The 19481-nt window shown below is 29.4% G+C and carries 18 protein-coding genes; 14 read left to right on the forward strand and 4 right to left on the reverse strand.

Annotated elements, in window-relative coordinates; all coding sequences use genetic code 11:
- Nucleotides 1-39: 39 nt before the first annotated feature.
- Nucleotides 40-1392 (forward strand): GAF domain-containing sensor histidine kinase, encoded by a 1353-nt coding sequence (locus A7L45_RS00685; RefSeq protein ID WP_071610984.1) that lies wholly within the window; start codon nt 40-42, stop codon nt 1390-1392.
- Nucleotides 1393-1492: 100 nt separating this feature from the next.
- Here A7L45_RS00685 and cls read toward each other — a convergent pair whose 3' ends face one another.
- A complete protein-coding gene (gene cls / locus A7L45_RS00690) occupies nt 1493-2947 on the reverse strand; it encodes a cardiolipin synthase (protein ID WP_071610985.1) in 1455 nt (484 codons plus the stop codon).
- 314 nt (nt 2948-3261) lie between these two features.
- On the opposite strand from cls, the gene A7L45_RS00695 reads away from it, so the two are divergent.
- Together A7L45_RS00695 and truA are read left to right on the forward strand one after the other, a co-directional pair.
- Entirely contained in the window at nt 3262-4800 is a 1539-nt protein-coding gene (locus tag A7L45_RS00695) for a YiiX/YebB-like N1pC/P60 family cysteine hydrolase (protein ID WP_071610986.1), read from the forward strand.
- Nucleotides 4801-4935: 135 nt separating this feature from the next.
- The gene (truA, locus tag A7L45_RS00700; RefSeq protein WP_071610987.1) at nt 4936-5673 is read left to right on the forward strand and encodes a tRNA pseudouridine(38-40) synthase TruA; all 738 of its coding nucleotides are present in this window, start codon (nt 4936-4938) and stop codon (nt 5671-5673) included.
- Nucleotides 5674-5767: 94 nt separating this feature from the next.
- Here the strand turns inward: truA and A7L45_RS00705 are convergent, their stop codons facing one another.
- Together A7L45_RS00705 and A7L45_RS00710 are read right to left on the reverse strand one after the other, a co-directional pair.
- Nucleotides 5768-5953, reverse strand: coding sequence for a hypothetical protein (locus A7L45_RS00705; protein WP_071610988.1), 186 nt, complete (start codon nt 5951-5953; stop codon nt 5768-5770).
- A gap of 110 nt (nt 5954-6063) precedes the next feature.
- Nucleotides 6064-6924 (reverse strand): putative ABC transporter permease, encoded by an 861-nt coding sequence (locus A7L45_RS00710; RefSeq protein WP_071610989.1) that lies wholly within the window; start codon nt 6922-6924, stop codon nt 6064-6066.
- A 170-nt stretch (nt 6925-7094) separates the two neighbouring features.
- On the opposite strand from A7L45_RS00710, the gene A7L45_RS00715 reads away from it, so the two are divergent.
- The 11 genes from A7L45_RS00715 to A7L45_RS00765 all read left to right on the forward strand — a co-directional run bounded on the left by A7L45_RS00715 (nt 7095) and on the right by A7L45_RS00765 (nt 19213).
- Nucleotides 7095-7670 (forward strand): nucleoside recognition domain-containing protein, encoded by a 576-nt coding sequence (locus A7L45_RS00715; RefSeq protein WP_071610990.1) that lies wholly within the window; start codon nt 7095-7097, stop codon nt 7668-7670.
- A 71-nt stretch (nt 7671-7741) separates the two neighbouring features.
- Nucleotides 7742-8260 carry a spore maturation protein gene (locus A7L45_RS00720; protein ID WP_071614809.1) on the forward strand — a complete coding sequence of 173 codons (519 nt, stop codon included), beginning with the start codon at nt 7742-7744 and terminating at the stop codon, nt 8258-8260.
- 498 nt (nt 8261-8758) lie between these two features.
- On the forward strand, nt 8759-10699 hold the full coding sequence (metG, locus tag A7L45_RS00725; RefSeq protein ID WP_071610991.1) for a methionine--tRNA ligase: 1941 nt from the start codon (nt 8759-8761) through the stop codon (nt 10697-10699).
- Nucleotides 10700-10745: 46 nt separating this feature from the next.
- Nucleotides 10746-12263 carry a DUF445 family protein gene (locus A7L45_RS00730; protein WP_071610992.1) on the forward strand — a complete coding sequence of 506 codons (1518 nt, stop codon included), beginning with the start codon at nt 10746-10748 and terminating at the stop codon, nt 12261-12263.
- A 207-nt stretch (nt 12264-12470) separates the two neighbouring features.
- Nucleotides 12471-13238 (forward strand): TatD family hydrolase, encoded by a 768-nt coding sequence (locus A7L45_RS00735; protein WP_071610993.1) that lies wholly within the window; start codon nt 12471-12473, stop codon nt 13236-13238.
- A 280-nt stretch (nt 13239-13518) separates the two neighbouring features.
- Nucleotides 13519-14559, forward strand: coding sequence for a 3D domain-containing protein (locus tag A7L45_RS00740; RefSeq protein WP_071610994.1), 1041 nt, complete (start codon nt 13519-13521; stop codon nt 14557-14559).
- Nucleotides 14560-14758: 199 nt separating this feature from the next.
- Nucleotides 14759-15322, forward strand: a complete 564-nt coding sequence (gene rnmV, locus A7L45_RS00745) for a ribonuclease M5 (RefSeq protein WP_071610995.1) — start codon at nt 14759-14761, stop codon at nt 15320-15322.
- On the forward strand, nt 15303-16139 hold the full coding sequence (rsmA, locus tag A7L45_RS00750; RefSeq protein WP_071610996.1) for a 16S rRNA (adenine(1518)-N(6)/adenine(1519)-N(6))-dimethyltransferase RsmA: 837 nt from the start codon (nt 15303-15305) through the stop codon (nt 16137-16139). The genes rnmV and rsmA overlap by 20 nt, the downstream gene beginning before the upstream one ends.
- Nucleotides 16140-16216: 77 nt before the next feature.
- On the forward strand, nt 16217-17593 hold the full coding sequence (locus A7L45_RS23025) for a DUF7922 domain-containing protein (protein ID WP_071610997.1): 1377 nt from the start codon (nt 16217-16219) through the stop codon (nt 17591-17593).
- A 110-nt stretch (nt 17594-17703) separates the two neighbouring features.
- Nucleotides 17704-18288, forward strand: a complete 585-nt coding sequence (locus A7L45_RS00760) for a hypothetical protein (RefSeq protein ID WP_071610998.1) — start codon at nt 17704-17706, stop codon at nt 18286-18288.
- 166 nt (nt 18289-18454) lie between these two features.
- On the forward strand, nt 18455-19213 hold the full coding sequence (locus tag A7L45_RS00765; RefSeq protein ID WP_071610999.1) for a prolipoprotein diacylglyceryl transferase: 759 nt from the start codon (nt 18455-18457) through the stop codon (nt 19211-19213).
- A gap of 52 nt (nt 19214-19265) precedes the next feature.
- Here the strand turns inward: A7L45_RS00765 and A7L45_RS00770 are convergent, their stop codons facing one another.
- Complete coding sequence (locus A7L45_RS00770; protein ID WP_071611000.1) at nt 19266-19445, reverse strand: hypothetical protein; 180 nt, start codon at nt 19443-19445, stop codon at nt 19266-19268.
- Between the last annotated feature and the right edge of the window lie 36 nt (nt 19446-19481).

Here is a 19481-nt window from a genome sequence, read left to right on the forward strand (position 1 = left end):
AACCCCATAGCTATAATAAATAATAAATAGAGGTATATTATGATGGAAATATTATCAAACAAATTTTACTTATATATAGGAGTCATAATAATAATAAATATTATAATTATGCATATAGTAATAAAAACAACAATGTTTAAAAAATCAAAGGAATTTGACAAGAAAATCATTTCAAATATTGATATATTTAAATCTACAACAAACATTAATGATATATTTAATAAATTATTAAATAATTTGTATGAAAGTTCAGCTTATGATGCTGCTATAAGTATATTAAAAAATGATACTGAATTTAAAATTATGGCTATTCATGGTAGTAGAGTTGAACTAAACACAAGTAGCTACATTCAGGATAAGAAATTTATTAATCTAATTAATAGAGTTACAGAGTCTGGCACAATGTATTATATTCAGGATTTAAATAAAGTAGATTATGCATTGTATAGTGCCAAATTACAATTATTATTATATCACATGAGAAGCCTATTAATGATTCCAATAATTTATAAAGATGAAATATATGGAGTTGTAATAATGGTTAATTATAAGAAGGCAGCATACAATGAAAGTTATAGGGGTAATGCTTATTCAATAGTTAGTCAAGTAGCTGTAGCAATAGAAAATGCTAAGCTTTTCAAAAAGCTAAAAGATATAGACAAGACGAAAACGGATTTCTTGTCCACAGTTTCTCATGAACTTCGAACTCCATTAACATCAATAATTGGTTTTACAGAAATGGTTAAGAGAAAATTTGAAGGGACTATAGTACCAGAATTAGATCTTTCAATTCAAAAAAATCAAAGCGCAGTAGTTAAAATAAAGAGAAATGTAAATATAATATTATCAGAAGGAGAGAGATTATCGAGTCTTATAAATGATTTGTTAGATATATCAAGGATGGAAGCAGGAAAAGTTGTATTAAATATGAGAAAAATTGATATAGAAGAAATTATAACACAAGTAATAACATTAATGAATCCAATTATTAGAGGTAAATCTCTTCAGGTTATTCAAAGCATAAGTGAAACACTTCCTGAAATTATGGCAGATAAAGACAAATTGATGCAAGTAATAATCAATCTTATTTCTAATGCTATAAAATTTACTCAAAAAGGATGCATAGTATGTAGCGCGAGAGTAGTTGCGCAGAATATAATAGTAAGTATTAGCGATACAGGGGTAGGTATTAGAGAGGAAGATAAAAAATATATATTTAAAAAATTCAGTCAAGTAGGTGATACGCTTACAGATAAACCTACAGGTACAGGACTTGGGTTATCTATATGTAAGTATATTATTGAAGAACATGGTGGAGAAATATGGGTCGAAAGTGAAATAGGAAAAGGAACTGATTTTTCTTTTAGTATACCTATAATAAAAACTAACTGATTAATTAATATATGTAAATAAATATATATAAATAAATATAAATATATATATATATAAATAACACTCCACAAACATTAAAAGGTTTGCGGAGTGTTATTTATTATAGTATTGGAGAAAGTAATCGAGAAATAGATTCCTTAAATTTAACAATAGAACTTCTGTTAGTATATTTTTTTAGAGTTAGTTCATCACAAGATTTTAAATCATCAATAAAAAAACGATCTAAGTTAGAAGTGATCTCTTTATCATAAATAAAAGCATTAATTTCGAAGTTTAAAGTGAAGCTACGAATATCTAGATTCGCTGTACCTACAGAACTTATAGATCCATCAATAGAGAGGAATTTACTATGGAGAAAGCCCTTGGTATAGGTATAACATTTGACACCGGAATCCAGGAGATCTCCCATATAAGATGTAGAAGCCCAATATACAAAGGGATGGTCTGGTTTACTCGGTATAATTATACGGACATCTACCCCAGACAAGGATGCTATCCTTAGAGCCTCAAGTATACTGTCATCAGGAATAAAGTAAGGCGTTTCTATATAAATATTTTTTTCAGCTTTACTTATCATTTTTAAATAGCCATTTTTAATAGAATTCCAAGTGGAATCAGGACCACTTGAAACTATCTGAAGACCTGTTTTACCAAGGTGAGGTCTATGGGGAAAATATTTGTCATCAAAAACAGAATTTTCTTTTGAAGCAAATCTCCAATCCATTAAAAAGTGCAATTGTAGTGCATCAAGTGCATCTCCTTGTATGAATAAATGTGTATCTCGCCAAAATCCGAATTTTTTAGAAAGTCCTAAATATTCGTCTCCAATATTAAAACCACCGATATAACCACACTTACCATCAATAGTACATATTTTACGATGGTTTCTAAAATTTACTCGAAGATTTATATACGGAAGAAAAGGTGGGAAAAAACATGAAACTTTTCCACCAGCTTCTATTAAAGGAGCAAAAAAGTTCTTATGTACCTTAAGGCACCCCATACCATCATAAAGTAATTTTACCTCTACTCCTTCTTTGGCTTTTCTACATAGAATTTCTAGAATAGCTCCTCCTAAATTATCATTTTGAAATATATAATACTCCATATGAATAAATATTTTTGCTTCTTCAAGATCTTTTTTAAGTTGATCAAATTTTGATTTACCATCAGTAAATATAGTTACATTATTATTATTAGTGTAGAAGGAATTATCACTACATAGATTGAGTTTCATTACATCAGAATATTTACTTAAAAAAGGATTAGTTTTAATTAGAGCATCATTACTCAAAAACTCCTTTTGTTTATCTATAATTGACGTGAGATTTTCCTTTTCTTCTTTCTTTAGTGAAAACAATTTCTTCTTTTTTAAATTTTGACCAAGAAATAAGTATAGAATAAACCCTATGCTAGGCAAAAACAATAATACCATAAGCCAGGTCCAAGTGCTTGCAGGATTTTTTCGCTCAAGAAATACAACTGCAAAAGCGAAAAGGATATTAATAATAAATAATAAATTTAAAAAATGCAATAATAGTTCACTTGTAAACATATGAGCCTCCAGAAATTCATTTTATCTTACAATTTGTCGTACAGTGATAGTATACATATAAATGAGTAAAAAGAAACATTGAAAATCCGAAAAAGGTAAAAAAAATAGAAATATTTCAATTATATAATTTATATATTAAAGGAATAGTGAGTTCTATGGTATAATAATATTTAATTGACAAATTCAATTTATGGGCGGTGTATGTACTTAATTGAAATTTAGCTATATTAATAATATATGTCATTTTTTTATTTGTGCATGGAGATTTAAATAAAATGCTGCTTTAAAATGAAAAAGGAATCGAGGATAATGATATGGGCTTAGTTCATAGAACGGTTGATGAGGAAATAAAAAAATCCTTAGAGCTTATAAAAGAATTAGAACATGTGATGAGTGAGATTCAAAGTAATGAAAGCCTATTTATTTCAAATATTCAAAATATGTCATTAGCAGATAAACAAAACATATTAGATAAATGGATTAGTTATGTAAGATGTTATAATGAATTAAATGATATTAGAGAAAAATATAAAAATAAGCTTTTATTTAGGAATACTTCAGATTCTTATAATAAGTATAAAAATATATTATTAATTTATGCATCAACCATAGCAATACGTAAAAACTCTGTTTTGCTTGTAGGTATCATAGAGAAAAACAAGTATTTGGAGTCAATGCTAAATGAACCTAGGGCTGAATACAACATCAATAAAAAACAATATTATTATATTACACAAGAAATTACAGAAATATCTTATATGATATCTTTGTATAGAAATAAGCACTATTTTGATTTTAAGGTTAATTACTATAAGGTTTATGAATTTGAAAGAGATGAGAGCGAAACACAATTATTAGATTACGCAAGTTATAATTATTTGAATGTTATTAAACTAGTTAGGAACCATAGAAGCATTGTTAAAAACAATATGATCGATTTCTTTGGAAAAAATGTTTTTGATTTTTGGTTTCCATTCCAGAAATGGGTTGCAATAAGTATCACTGGGATTGATTATTCTAGTAGAAAAGAAAAATATATTAGTAATGAAGATATCAATATTTTTAAAGAGGAATTGGTACCAGGAGATGTTCTTTTAAAAAGGAATAATTACCAGCTAACCAATATAGGACTTCCAGGATTTTGGACTCATACAGGTATTTATATAGGTTGTTTGGAAAAATTGGATGAGTATTTTGGCGATATGTTATTGGGAGATTGCTTGTGTGTATCAGAGTATGTAAAGGTAATATATCCTAAAGTATATGATAGTTTATGGAGTGAAGAGGTAAATAATAGAGAATATATTATCGAAGTTATTGCTCCAGGTGTTGTAATAAGTCCTTTAGATGCCATTGCAAAGGTAGATTACTTTTCTGCTCTGCGCCCTAGACTATCAAAAGAAGATAAACTAAAGGCGTTATTTACGGCTTTTGAATCTTTAGGAAAGGCATATGATTACAACTTTGACATTATGACAGATAATGCTTTGTTTTGTAGTGAACTAATTTATAAATCATATTTAAGTTCAAGTAATAAAAAAGGAATTACATTTGATCTTCAGCCTAAAGTTGGTAGATTATTACTTTCACCTAATAGTATTATAGAAAAGTTTGATTCAGAATTTAATACTGAAAATGCTGAATTCGATTTTGTAGTGTTTTATGATGGTAATTCAAGGGAAAGAAAGGCTATAAGGAGAAATGCGACTGATTTGAAAAAAACTTGGAAGCTATCTAGGTGGAAGAGGGTAAAGGGTAGAGTTGTTCTAGATGCAGAAACAAGTTATCCTATAGTGAAATTAAGTTCAGTATTGTCAAAACTTAAAATTAAATTGTATGGTATGTTTTATTAATAAAGACATATGTCTATAATATAAGAAGTGAATTAAAAGAGCATCAGAGATGTTGTAACATTAATGACTTAAGAAGGAAGTCTCCTTTTTAAATGTCATTAAATTCTAAAATAGAAGGTAGGATAAATAATAAATATGAGAAATATAAAAATTGTAATTGAATATGATGGTACTAGGTATAAAGGATGGCAGAGACTTGGAGACAGTGATAATACAATTCAGCACAAAATAGAAGCAGTTTTAAGTAAGATGGCAGAAGAAAACATTGAAATAACTGCTTCTGGAAGAACTGATGCAGGAGTACATGCATCAAACCAAGTTGCTAATTTTAGAACAGACTCTACAATGCCTACACATAAAATGCGAAGTTATTGTTACGAATTTTTACCAGAAGATATTGTAATAAAAAGCGTTGAGGAAGTAGATCTTAATTTTCATGCGAGATATAATGCTAAGGTTAAAAAGTATATATATAATATATGCAATAATAAAGTACATGACGTATTTACCAGAAAATATGATTACCATGTACCATTACCATTGAATATCGAAAAAATGAGAAAAGCAGCAGAAGTTTTAGTGGGAGAACATGATTTCCAAAGTTTTACTACACTTAAAACTAAGAAAAAATCTACTATAAGAACTATTTATACAATAAACATTATAAATGATGATGGGAATATAGAAATTAGTGTTCAAGGAAATGGATTTATGAAGAATATGGTAAGAATAATAGTTGGAACACTTGTCGAGGTAGGACTTGGTGAGCGAGATGCAAACGAGATTAGCGATATATTAGATAGAAAAGAAAGAAAATATGCAGGACATATTGCACCAGCTAAAGGATTGTTCTTAGAAGAAGTTAATTATTAAGGAATGATTTAGCTTAACAAATATATAAAGCAAAAAAGGCACATAAGTTAATACTTATGTGCCTTTTTGTTTTATATTATAAAGGCAAAATTAACTACAGGATACCTTCATTTTTTAAGATGTTTTCAATTTCATCAACTTTTTTAGAAAGTGTATAAAAACTTTCTTTTAATATATTTTTTGAAATAGGAGTTTCTTTTATGCTTTTTTCTAGCGACTCAATAGTGTCCAGTGCATCATCAATGCCCTTTTGCGCAAGTTCAAGATTGTTTTCTTTCATTTTTAGGTCTCCTTAACTTATCTTATTTTAATATATACTATTGAATCCTAACATTAGTAATTGTTAATTTCAAGCTGAAAATGATTTTTGACTTTTGTAATTTAGTGAAATCAACCTTTTTTATCCTTATGAATTATCTGTTTAACATCTTTAAAAATAGCATCTAAAGCTTTGAATTTAAGGTCAGGGAATGCTTTTATAATTCGTGAATAATTTGGATATTTTTTTATAAACAAAGAATCATATTTTATTTTAACTTCTTTTATAATATTCTCAATGTTGAATTTCTTCCTACTCATTTTAGTTTCAGCAAGATCTATCAACTGATCCAATTTAATTCTTAACTCAGGTATACTTTTAGTATTACCTAAATTTAATTTGAAATCTAAAAACTTATCAGTTAATTCCGAATATGCAGTAATTAATTGGGTTAAAAGAGACTTTAGTTTGAGTATAGTAATTATAGTAATTATAAAATCTAAAATGAAATATACTAAAGTAATATAAAAAAGGAATACACCAGGATTTGGTGGTATTAAATTCACTATGTATTTAATATAGGGGTGGATTACTTTAAGTATTAAAATTGAAATGAACCCCCATATTATAGAGAATTTTAAGCATATTCTTCCATGAAGATTGTATGGCTCATCGCTATAATCCCACCAAGTACTATCGAATGTAGTTTCTAAAATATAACCCGTTATATATTCAATGAGGGAAGTCAAAAATATTGAACCTAGAAGGAGAAAAATGTAATTATTTTCAATAGGTTTTAGCAAAACAATTATAGATAAGATGGCAAAACCATAAATAGGACAAAATGGTCCATGTAGGAAGCCCCTATTAACAAATTCTTTTTTGCGAATTGTAGTATATACTGTTTCAAGGCACCAGCCCATGAAGGAATAAACAATAAAATAACAAAATAGTGCAAAGACATTAAAATTTAGTAAAGTTATATCAATCATAAATTAACTCCTTCTGTAATGTCGTTAAACAAGAAAATGATAACATAAAATATGCTTTTTTTATAGTGTATTAAATGAACAAAATATTAATATATGCAATTTTATAGAATTAGCTACATATATATTAATAAAACAATGATAAATCAATTTAATATCTAGGAGGAAAATACATGATAAATATCATATGGTTTTTAATTTTATCACTCGGAATAGTTATTGGAATGCTTACTGGAAAAGGAGAAATTGTGTCAAAGTCCCTTGTTTCATCTACAACTAGTTCTGTGGAACTAGTTATGGGTCTTGTTGGAATGATGTGCCTTTGGTGTGGGATAATGAAAATTGCGCAAAAAAGTGGACTAACTGATAAATTAGCAAAGGTACTTAGGCCAATTTTAAAAATGATTTTTAAGGAAACCTCCAAAAGTAATAAAGTTATGTCTAGTATTACTATGAATTTAACCGCAAATATGATGGGTCTTTCTAATGCAGCTACGCCATTTGGTATAAAAGCTATGGAAGAGATGCAGAAAATGAATATAGAAAAAGACACAGTTAGTAATGACATGGCTTTATTCTTAGTTTTAAATGCAACATGCATTCAGTTTTTACCTACTACAGTAATATCTATAAGAGCAGCATATAATTCACAAAATCCAGCGATTATTATAATACCAGCAATTATTACAACGGGTGTTGCTTCAGTCTTAGGTGTAGTTTATTGCAGAATATTACAAAAGTATTTTTAGAAAGATAACCTTTTTACAGGTATATGAATCTAAATGGAGAGTGAATAAATATGGTAATTATAGGTGATTTAATGTCATATATGTTGAAAGGAATAATTCCAATTATTATTATTTTGGTGGTAACTTATGGAGTTATTAAAGGAGTGAAGGTTTATGAGTGTTTTGTAGAAGGGGCAAAGGATGGAATAACAATCTGCCTGAAAATTTTTCCTTATCTTTTGGCTATGATTATAGCTGTTAATGTTTTTAGAGCCTCAGGGGCTTTAGATTTTTTTATTTCTTTAGTAACACCGGTTGTTAAGTTCATTGGGTTACCGCCGGAGGTTGTTCCTTTAGTTTTAATAAAACCTCTCTCAGGTAGTGGAGCTCTGGGAGTATTTACTGACATTATAAGGCAATATGGAGCGGATAGTTACATAGGACGTGTGTCATCTATAATAATGGGGTCAACGGAAACTATTTTTTATACACTGACAGTGTATTTTGGAGCTGTAAATATAAAAAAAATTAGGCATACATTACTAGCCGCAATACTCGCAGATATAACAGCAGTTATAATGGCTGTTAACATAGCTAAGTTTTTCTTCTAAAGATATTTCCGGAGTGATTTGCTTATTATAGTATAATTTTATATTTTTAGGATAAAATTATTGACATAGTGAATTATTTGCAATACAATTATTATTGAATAAATGCAATGATGAGAAGAGTAATAAGCTGAAATGTTAAAAGAGAACTGCAGCTGGTGAAAAGCAGTAGCAAGGTAGTTTATGAACATGGACTCTAAGCAGATTATCCAAATAAAAAGTATAAAAGATTATTGTGATGATAGGCTTTTTTATTTATTTATTAAGGTAATACGGTAGCAACCGTTATATTGACAGGTGATGATAGTCACCCATTGAGATCTTTATAGTGATGTAGGGATGAATTAGAGTGGTAAAACGTTAAATACGTCTCTAAACAGAAGGCTTTTTCTGTTTAGAGATTTTTTTTATTTACCGGGAAATTAATAGTTTAGCTTCAAAGAGATGAATAGTTTAAAAGATAATTATAACTAATTTAAATATGAGAGGTAGGAGAAATTTATGAATAAAAAAACTTTTTACATTACTACACCAATTTATTATCCATCAGCAAAGTTACATATCGGTAATACATATACAACTGTAGCTGCAGATGCAATTGCTAGATTTAAAAGGCTTACAGGTTATGATGTAATGTTTTTAACAGGAACAGATGAGCATGGTCAAAAGATCCAAAGGATAGCTGAAGAAAAAGGAGTTACGCCAAAACAGTATGTAGATAAAGTAGTAGCCGGAATACAAGAACTATGGAAAATGATGGATATAAAATACGATAAATTTATAAGAACTACTGACGAATATCATAAAAAGGCCGTTCAAAAATTATTTAAGCAGTTATATGATAAAGGAGATATATATAAGGGTGCATATGAAGGTTGGTACTGTACTCCTTGTGAATCTTTTTGGACAGAAACTCAAGCCGTAGATGGAAAATGTCCTGATTGCGGAAGACCTGTCGAGAAGGCTAAGGAAGAGGCGTATTTCTTTAAAATGTCTAAATATGCAGATAAACTTATAGAATACATTGAAACTCATCCAGATTTTATACAACCAGAATCAAGAAAAAATGAAATGATAAATAACTTTTTAAAACCTGGTCTTCAAGATTTATGTGTTTCAAGAACAACATTTAATTGGGGCATACCTGTAGAATTTGATCCAGGTCATGTTATATATGTATGGGTAGATGCTTTATCTAACTATATAACTGCGCTTGGCTATAATGGTGAGGATACAACTCTATATGATAAATACTGGCCTTGCGATATACATTTAATAGGTAAAGATATATTAAGATTTCATACAATTTATTGGCCAATAATGCTTATGGCACTAGGGCTACCTCTTCCGAAACAAGTATTTGGTCATGGATGGCTTCTTTTTGATGGTGGAGTAAAAATGTCAAAATCTAAAGGAAACGTAGTAGATCCTGTAATACTAGTTGATCATTTTGGAGTGGATGCTGTAAGATATTATTTGCTTCATGAAATACCATTTGGTTCTGATGGAATATTTACTAATGAAATATTTATAAAGAAAACAAATTCAGATCTAGCTAATGATTTAGGTAATTTATTATCTAGAACAGTAACAATGATAGAGAAATATTTTGATGGAGTTATACCAAAACCAGATGAAACGGCTGATGTGGATAATGAACTTATAGAACTTGCTCTCTCAATTCCAAGTAAGGTAGAAAGTGCTATAGATGACCTTAAAATTCCTGAAGCACTGGATCATGTTTGGACACTCATTAGGAGAACTAATAAATATATAGATGAAACAACACCTTGGATCCTTGGGAAAGACGAAGCTCAAAAGGGAAGACTAGGTACAGTACTTTACAATTTAGTAGAATCTTTAAGAATGACATCAGTATTGATATCAGCATTTTTACCTACTACAAGTAAGAAGATAAATGCTCAAATAAATACCGATGTGGTTACATGGGATAGTTTATCATCATTTGATGGAACTATAGCTGGAACAAAAGTTAATAAAGGTGACGTAATGTTTCCAAGAATAGATGTAGAGGCTAAAATAGAAGAGCTTAATCTACTTGTAGAAGAAGAAAGAAAACTAGCGAGGAAACCTACAATGTTGCCAATAAAAGAAGAAATTACTATAGAAGATTTTGATAAAATAGATATGAGAGTTGTTAAAGTATTGGAATGCGTGCAAATGAAAAAAACAAAAAAACTCCTAAAGTTAAAAGTAGATTTAGGTGGGGAAGTAAGGCAAGTAATTTCGGGAATAGCTATGAATTATAAGCCAGAAGACCTTATCGGAAAGTATGTAGTATTAGTGGCTAATTTAAAACCCGTTAATTTAAGAGGCGAGTTATCACAGGGAATGATAATTGCAGCCTCGACAGATGACGATAGTAAACTATTTACAATATCTATACCTGGTGAGTTACCAACTGGAAGCACAGTGAGGTAGATTTGTAATTGCTTATTTATACTTGAAATTATGAGGAGGAAATAACATGAAGTTTATTATGGGTTCCTTAGTCGGAGCCATTATCGGGTATATAACTAATTGGTTAGCTATAAAGATGCTGTTTAGACCACATAAAGAAATTAGAATATTTAATATTAAAGTACCGTTTACGCCAGGACTTATTCCAAAGGAAAAGTCTAGAATTGCAAGGAGCGTAGGTGAATCTATAGGTCAGCATCTTTTAACAAAGGAAACAATTTTGAAATCCTTATGTAGCGAAGAGATGGATCATCAATTGGATAATTGGGTGCAAGGTAAGGTTAGCACTATGAAAAATAGCAATGCTACAGTAGAAAGTGAGCTAAAGGACATATTAGGCGATGAGTATTGTAATATTAGCCAAAGTACTATAAGTAATGTCTCAAAATCACTTATAAACTATATAAACGACGTGCAAGTTAGAGATGGCATAGCTAAGTATGTATATGCACAGATAATGTCAGAAATAAAGGCAAAACCACAAGCTATTTGTGAGAGTGAATTATATAATTCAATAAAAAACAAAGTATTAAATTTAGTTATAGAGTATAAGGATTCACAAGATTTCTACAAAGGTATTCAAAATATGTTAAAAGCTAAGGTAGCTGAACTAGTGCTTTTAGACAAAAAAATTGAAGATGTTATACCTGGTGAGATAACAAATAGCTTAAAAGTATATGTTTATGGTAAAAGATATAATATTGCTATGGAAATAAAAAAAATGATTAAAGAAGAAAAAAATAGTGAAAAATTAAGAAAAATTGTTGATGAAACAATATCGACTAAACTAAGCCCAATGATAGCCATGTTTATCAGTAAGGATAGCGTTTTTGAAAAAGTTGTAATTGGTATAGATGAATACTTAGATAATGTTGAAAATCATAATGACATTGCTCTAATTATTAATGATATAATAGACAAATTGCTTGAAAATTCAATATCTAGTGTTGTTTTTGATTTGCCAAAAGAGGGAATTGATAATGTTATTGAACCATTAATAAATTTGTTTACAACTAGAATTGTAGATAAAGAACTTATCTTAAGCACCTTTGAAAAACTTGAGAGTAAGTTCAATAGCTACATATCTGTAGCAGAATTGCTCGAAAAGACAGGGATAGAATACAAAAGTGTAATAGAGGGATTTATAAAGAGTCGAATAAATAGTATTATTGAAAATGAGTCTACTAAATCAAAGATTAATGAAATAGTAGGCGTAATGATTAATAGATTGTTACATACAGAGATGAAATCAATATTTAAAGGAGAGGGAGATAAGGTTACCAAATCTGTTTCTAAAGTAGTTAAAACAGTATATAATAAATTCATAGAGAATAAGGCACCAGAAGTAATTGAAGTGTTAGATATAGCCAAAATAGTCGAAGAAAAAATCAATGAATTCGATGTAGCTTTTTCAGAGAGAATTATACTCGAAATAGCGAGTAAAGAGCTTAATGCTATAACTTGGCTTGGAGCATTACTTGGTGCAATTATGGGATTATTATCACCTATACTAGGTTCAATGTAGTATATTATTTGTTATTAAGCAAAAGCCACTTCCGCTAGGAAGTGGCTTTTACTTATTTCAATGTTAGTGATATAATATCTAACATATATTTCGAGTATATTTTAAATCTATAAGTAAATAGAAGGGATGGTGAAAACTGTTATTAGATTACACTCTAAAGTAGCTTATATTAAAGAGTTGAATTAGTGATTTAATGCAGTAGATATTATGATATTTGATTCACATGCACATTATGATGATGAAGCTTTTAATGAAGATAGAGAAAAGGTAATAATGGGGTTAAATGATAAAGGGGTAATAGGAGTATTAAACTGCGGTGCATCACTTGAGGGAGCAAGAATGTCAGTACAATTATCTAATAAATATGATTTTATATATTCAGCCGTTGGAATACATCCTGAATATGCAAATATTGTTAATGATGAAGTTATCAATGAATTAAGAGATTTAACACATCAGCCAAAAGTTAGAGCTATTGGGGAAATAGGACTCGATTACCATACTGAAGAAAACCCAGATAGAGAAATACAAAAGGCAGCATTTAAACTTCAAATGGAACTTGCAAAAGAACTTAAATTACCGGTGGTTATACATGATAGGGATGCTCATAAAGATACTTTAGATATACTAAAAGAATTTCCGCAGGTGACAGGTGTAATTCATTGTTTCTCTGGAAGTGTTGAATTCGCGAGGGAGTGTTTGAAGCTCGGTTATTATATAGGATTTACTGGAGTTATAACCTTTAAAAATGCAAAGAAAACAGCAGAGGTTGCAAGAGAGGTACCAATGAATAGAATACTTGTAGAAACAGATTGTCCATACATGGCACCGGTTCCTCTTAGAGGGAAAAGGAATGAATCTGATTATATTAAATATATAATAGAAAAAATAGCGGAAGTTAAGGAGAAAACTATCAAAGAAATCGAAGATGCAACAATTTACAATATAAAACATTTGCTAAAAATATTAAAATAGAGTAAAATAAGTTATACTTAATTAATGGAATATTTTTACACTTAAATATTTGTAATTAAAATTAAATTTAAACATATAATTTTAATGGCAAATATTGTTTTGCCGGTTTACCCTCAGGACTGGGTTAATTAATTTATTCTGTAATTATAATTAAATATTATAATTGTATGCATAATAATGCATTATCAGTCAAAACTTAGAACAATGGGTCGGAAATTTGACATAATTGTTGCTTCAAGGTATAATACCCAAGTGCTCTTGACTAAGGGAGGGAATTTTTATGATGAGAAACGTGAAGAATAACATTAAGAACTATTTTTCGAACGGACCCAAGACAGTTTTTGTAGTAATGCTATTAGTAATGTGCGTTACGGTGACTATATTTAACATGAAAAAAGCTATATCTGTTATTGTTGATGGTAAGGCTATACAAGTTATTACTCTAAAAAGTAATGTTACACAAATACTAAAAAGTAATAATATAGCATTAGGGGCAAAGGATCAAATAACAGTTAGTTTAGACAGTAAAGTAAAAGACGGAGATAAAATATATATAAAAAAGGCTGTAAATGTTAAAGTAGAAGTCGATGGGAAAAAATACAATATTCTAACTGCTGAAAATACAGTAGAAGATATGCTTAAAGCAGAAAAAATTGTATTGAGCGGAGCAGACAAAATTACTCCATCAAAAAGCAAGGATTTAACATCTGGGTTACAAGTAGTAATAACAAGAGTAAACACCAAGACACTTGAAGAGACAAAAGCAGTAAATTTTGCAACCGAAACCAAAAATAGTGATGAGCTAGATAAGGGTGTAAAGAAAGTTATTCAAAAGGGTAAAGCGGGTCAGAAGGTTATAACTTCATCTGTTGTCTATGAAAATGGAAAAGAGATATCAAGAAAATTAATTAGTGAAAAACTTAAATCAGAGCCTGTTAAACAAATAGTTGCATTAGGAACTACTAACGTTTATACCGCATCTCGTGGAGGAAACGTTCGTTACTCTAGGAAACTGAGTGTAAGGGCAACAGCATATACTGCTGATTATAGTTGTACGGGCAAAGGTCCGGATGACCCTGCATTAGGTATAACATCCACTGGGGTACGAGCAAAAAGAAACGCTGATGGATACAGTACTATAGCTGTTGATCCTAGGGTTATACCTCTAGGTTCTAAAGTTTATGTAGATGGATATGGATATGCCATTGCAGAAGACATAGGCGGGGCTATAAAGGGTAATCACATAGATTTGTATTTCGATTCCAGTGATGAAATGTGGGGTTGGGGAGCACGAAATGTTAGTATCTATATTATGGAATAGGAGCATAAGCTCCTTTTTTTTTGTCTTATAGTTTATTATTAATAATTAAAATGGTATTATATATACAGTAATAGAAGGAAACACTAAGAGAGTTCTTTATTATAATTATATAATAGTGGATATGGTCTTAGTTTAGAATAGCACTTGAGATGACAGTTATTATTTGGAATCTCTCGCGATAAATAGCAAGGGGGATAATATGATTAAAGAAGTGATAGTAGTTGAAGGACGCGATGATGTTACAGCGGTTAAAAGAGCAGTAGAGGCTGAACTCATTTCCGTAGGCGGATTTGGAATTAACGAAAAGGTAATTAACAAAATAAGAGAAGCTCAAAAGAGAAAAGGTGTAATAATTTTTACTGATCCAGACTTTGCTGGAGAAAAAATAAGAAGAATTATTACTAAAAGGGTAGCGAATGTAAAGCATGCATACATATCTCAAAAAGAAGGAACTAAGGATGGAGATATAGGCGTTGAAAATGCATCACCTGAAACAATATTAAGAGCACTTGAAGCTGCAAAATTTGAAGTGCAAGAGAAAAGAAAAGAATTTGATGTGCATGATATGATATTTTTCAAGTTAACAGCGGATATCAAGGCAAGGGAAAGACGAGATGCTCTGGGAAATGAATTAGGTATAGGGTATGGAAATGCGTCACAATTTTTGACTAGGTTAAATAACTATGGAATTATAAAAGAAGAATTTATAGAGGCTTTAGAAAAAATAAACAAGGAGATGAATTATGGCGGATTTGACGATTAGTGAAGTTAGTAAAAAATATGAATTTAGGTTTAAAAAAGGATTAGGCCAGAATTTCTTAATAGATGACTCTGTGCTTGATGATGTTGTAGATGGTGCAGAAGTTAATGAAGATGATTTTGTTATAGAAATAGGACCAGGATTTGGTACATTAACTAGAGCTCTTTTAAGGAGAGCGAAAAGAGTTTGTGCTATAGAACTAGATGATAAACTTTTGCCGATACTAGAAGATGAGCTTAAAGAGTTCGATAATTTTGAACTTATACATAATGATGCTTTAAAAATAGATTTCGATGAATTAATTGGGGATGAAAAATCCGTGAAATTAGTTGCTAATTTACCATATTATTTAACTACTCCAATAATTGTTAAATTACTTACTGGAGGTTATAATTTTAAATCTTTAACTATAATGATACAAAAGGAAGTTGCGCAGAGGATAGATTCAGAGCCTAACTGTAAAGCTTACGGAGCCTTTTCAATATTAGTTCAGTACTATTGTGATACGAAAATACTTCGGCTTGTGCCACCCACAGCATTTTTGCCTGAACCTAAGGTAGAATCTATGGTTATAAGATTAGATAGATTAAAGGAGCCTAAAGTTAAGGTTAATGATGAAGCTTTATTTTTTTCTATAGTAAGAAAATCTTTTAACATGAGAAGAAAAATTTTATGGAATTCTGTTAAGGATATAGGGATTCCTAAAGAAGAGTTACTAAAATGTTTTGAAAAAGCAAATATTGATCCTAAAAGAAGAGGAGAGACTTTATCTCTTGCGGAATTCGCATTGCTTTCTGATGAAATAGGATTTATAAAATAAATTTCAATATGTTGTTCATTTTTTATTATATACTTCATATATTATAATGAATAAGTTTTATATGGAGGTAAAAGAAGGTGACACCTAAAAAAAATTATAGTAGGTATTTCATTATATTACAAGAAGATGAAAAAGGCTATTCATTAGAGTCTGATAAAATTCCTTCTGGTTATGCAAAGCTTGAAATGAAAAACAATAAATGCAAGATTTCATACTATGTACAAAACCTAAAGAAAGAAAAACAACCTTACTACATGATTTTAATATGTGGTAAAAAAGATGTAAACAAGATTATAAAAGTTGGTAAATTGAACATAGACGATCATGGTAGGGTAGACATTTTTCATGAATATGATATGGATAATATAGCGGACACAGGTATTAACGCTGAAAAAATTATTGGAGCAGCAATTGTAAAATTTCTTGATAACAATGTTATTTCAATAATGAGTGGTTTTTCAACAACTGAAAAACCAAATGAATGGAAAAGTTATAAACTAGCGGATTCTAATAAGGAAACTAAAGAAACTAGAACAGATGAAGTGAAAAATGAATTTGATGAATATGAAGAAAGCATCGAAAAAATTAAGGTTAAGAGCGACGAAGCACTCAAACATTTAGAGGTTAAAGAGAATGTAGGTAAGAAAGTAGAAGAAAAGAAAGTAAATATTGTGGAAGAACCAAAAATGGATACTGAGCAAAGGATTAAAGGTAGTGATATTTTACCTTTAGAAAAGCAGAATAATGTAGATGAAGAAGTAAAAGTAGAAGAGAAAGTAGAAGAGAAAGTAGAAGAAATAGAAGTAGAAGAGAAAGTAGAGATTAATCGAATAGATAATATTTGTGACAGTGAAATTCCAGAAAAACTAGAAGAAAAGCCAGAAGAAAAACTAGAAGAAAAAGATGAAATTGATAACTCAGAAGATATTGTTGATTTAAACAGAGATAAATATAAAAAGCAATGTAAAGAAGATAAAAAACAAAAGGACTGTAAGTGTAATAATAAGGAGAATAATGCTTATAAAGGTGAATACCCTAAAGGTGCCATGGGCGATTTCTTCAAGTCAGTGGTTCAAGATTTCACCCAAGTACCTGATTTTACTAAGGAAATAAAGTGGTGTAAATGGTATAAGGTACCGGTTCATAACTTGGAGAATATGTATGATTTGAGTGACTATAATAAATATACCATAGCATATTACCCTATGATTTGTTATTATCCATATATTAGAAATTACAAATCGTTTATGCTAGGATACAAATGTGATTCAAGTGGAAAAATGAAATATATAGTTTATGGTATCCCTGGAAGTAAAAATAAAGCCCATCAGCCCTATGGAGGCAAAACTGGTTTTGTGACTTGGATTGCAGATAAGGGAAATGATGAAATGGGACATTGGTTAATGTTTTATGATTTTAAAAATTCTACAGTTGTTGTCCCTATAAAAAAGTAATATAGAAAGAATAAAATGTGTGACTATAATTTAGTTACACATTTTATTTTTTAATATTCTTATACTATTTATCATATAGTATATTAATATTAATATTTGGGGGGGAACCATTGAAGATTATATTTATAAACAGAAAAAAAGTTGGCATTATAGTAATAGTTTTTGGGCTCATGATTACACTACTTGGGATATCAAAACAATTTGATCAAAAGCTAAAAGTGACTATTCTTGTAGAAAACAATATTAAGTTATCGGATCATTATGTGGTTATAAATGGGAAAGCAAGTTATAAATTGCCTAAGGGATGGACAACAAACGAAAAGAAATTTTCAGGGGATGAGATTCTATACCACAACGATTTTCAATCATCCGATGCAGTAATTCATGGATTCGCAGAAGTATGGAAAGGGAGAAAGGACTTAAAAGCATTTTTGGATAATAGTAAAAACATATCAGAGGTACAAAATAAAATTAAAAGTTATAAAATAGATGACACTACTATTAATGGCAAAAAAACATATGTAGTACAATACTTAATTAATGTATCGGACAATAATTGGTATAAGTCCTATGAATATTTTATTGATGATGGTGAAGAGTTTTATAGATTTTCATTTTTTATAAAAAATGTTAATTTTAAAGAAACCTACGGAGCTATTTTTGAAAGTATAGTTGAAACATTAAAGATACGATAAGATTAATTATATTTGCTTTAAATTTTTTAGTGTATTATAATTTATCTAATAAGAATTAAGTAAATAAAATTATAAGAGAAGCATATGCTTCTCTTAGTGTTTTATTGCGATAAGTATATGGGGTGGATCAAATAAAAGCATAAGTTTAATTAGTAGGGGGGTACAAATGAAACCGATATTATTTGAGTTTTCTTTTGTGAAAATTTATGGATATGGATTAATGATAATGATAGGAATACTTTCAGCACTTTGCTTATTATCTTGCAGAAGTAAGAAAGAACAATATAATGAGGACAATATTTGGGATATGGCTATACTCACAATAATTTGTGGAGTAATAGGCGGAAAGGTAATGTACATAATTACAGATATTAAAGAAGTATTACAAAATCCTTCAGTATTAAAAGATGTTGGAAATGGTTTTGTTATTTATGGAGCTATTTTAGGAGGCATATTAGGAATTTATATCTATAGCAAAAAAAAGAATTGGGATACGCTTAGTGTGCTTGATTTATTAGTTCCAAGTTTACCGCTAGCACAGGGATTTGGTAGGATAGGATGTTTTCTAGCTGGATGTTGCTATGGTAAGGTCACTTCACTACCAATAGGAGTAGAGTTTAACAATTCACTCTTTGCACCTGCAAATGTATCTTTAATACCAACGCAAATTTTTTCTTCAATATTTGATTTTATGTTAGCATTATTTTTACTTTGGTATGATAGACGAGAAAGAAAAAAAGGAAGAGTGTTTTCTCTTTATCTTATTATATATAGTGTAGGAAGATTTTTAATTGAGTTTTTAAGGGGTGACCCAAGAGGAAGTGTAGCAATATTTTCTACATCTCAATTTATTAGTTTGTTTGTCTTAATCATTGGAATTTTATTATTTAATTTTGAAAAAATAAAAAAAAATACTTCTAAATAGTACAAGAACTGTATTTATAAAAATAAGTACAGTTCGTTTTATTGAAATTCTATTAAAAAAGATTAAACATATCATTCTTAAATATATTAGTGAAATTAGAATTATCTAAATCGATAGTATCTCCTATTTTTGAATTTCTAGGTAATCGAGTTATGCTTACATCTATAGTAGTTCCATCTTGAAAATTTATAAAAGCATCTGTACTGTTCATATCTATTATTTTTCCAAACATTATAAAAACATCCTTTCATAAATAGCCTTACTATAG

This window comes from Clostridium estertheticum subsp. estertheticum (genome assembly GCF_001877035.1).
In the GTDB taxonomy this organism is placed as follows: Bacteria; Bacillota; Clostridia; order Clostridiales; family Clostridiaceae; genus Clostridium_AD; species Clostridium_AD estertheticum.

Bases quoted from the DNA above. Each gene is read 5' to 3' on its own strand.
- A7L45_RS00705 (WP_071610988.1), bottom strand. From the start codon at position 5,953: ATGAAAGAAAACAATCTTGAACTTGCGCAAAAGGGCATTGATGATGCA.
- A7L45_RS00740 (WP_071610994.1), top strand. From the start codon at position 13,519: ATGATGAGAAACGTGAAGAATAACATTAAGAACTATTTTTCGAACGGA.
- A7L45_RS00715 (WP_071610990.1), top strand. From the start codon at position 7,095: ATGATAAATATCATATGGTTTTTAATTTTATCACTCGGAATAGTTATT.
- A7L45_RS00710 (WP_071610989.1), bottom strand. From the start codon at position 6,924: ATGATTGATATAACTTTACTAAATTTTAATGTCTTTGCACTATTTTGT.
- metG (WP_071610991.1), top strand. From the start codon at position 8,759: ATGAATAAAAAAACTTTTTACATTACTACACCAATTTATTATCCATCA.
- rsmA (WP_071610996.1), top strand. From the start codon at position 15,303: ATGGCGGATTTGACGATTAGTGAAGTTAGTAAAAAATATGAATTTAGG.
- rnmV (WP_071610995.1), top strand. From the start codon at position 14,759: ATGATTAAAGAAGTGATAGTAGTTGAAGGACGCGATGATGTTACAGCG.
- A7L45_RS00695 (WP_071610986.1), top strand. From the start codon at position 3,262: ATGGGCTTAGTTCATAGAACGGTTGATGAGGAAATAAAAAAATCCTTA.
- A7L45_RS00685 (WP_071610984.1), top strand. From the start codon at position 40: ATGATGGAAATATTATCAAACAAATTTTACTTATATATAGGAGTCATA.
- A7L45_RS00765 (WP_071610999.1), top strand. From the start codon at position 18,455: ATGAAACCGATATTATTTGAGTTTTCTTTTGTGAAAATTTATGGATAT.
- cls (WP_071610985.1), bottom strand. From the start codon at position 2,947: ATGTTTACAAGTGAACTATTATTGCATTTTTTAAATTTATTATTTATT.
- A7L45_RS00735 (WP_071610993.1), top strand. From the start codon at position 12,471: ATGATATTTGATTCACATGCACATTATGATGATGAAGCTTTTAATGAA.
- A7L45_RS00730 (WP_071610992.1), top strand. From the start codon at position 10,746: ATGAAGTTTATTATGGGTTCCTTAGTCGGAGCCATTATCGGGTATATA.
- A7L45_RS00770 (WP_071611000.1), bottom strand. From the start codon at position 19,445: ATGTTTGGAAAAATAATAGATATGAACAGTACAGATGCTTTTATAAAT.
- truA (WP_071610987.1), top strand. From the start codon at position 4,936: ATGAGAAATATAAAAATTGTAATTGAATATGATGGTACTAGGTATAAA.
- A7L45_RS00720 (WP_071614809.1), top strand. From the start codon at position 7,742: ATGTCATATATGTTGAAAGGAATAATTCCAATTATTATTATTTTGGTG.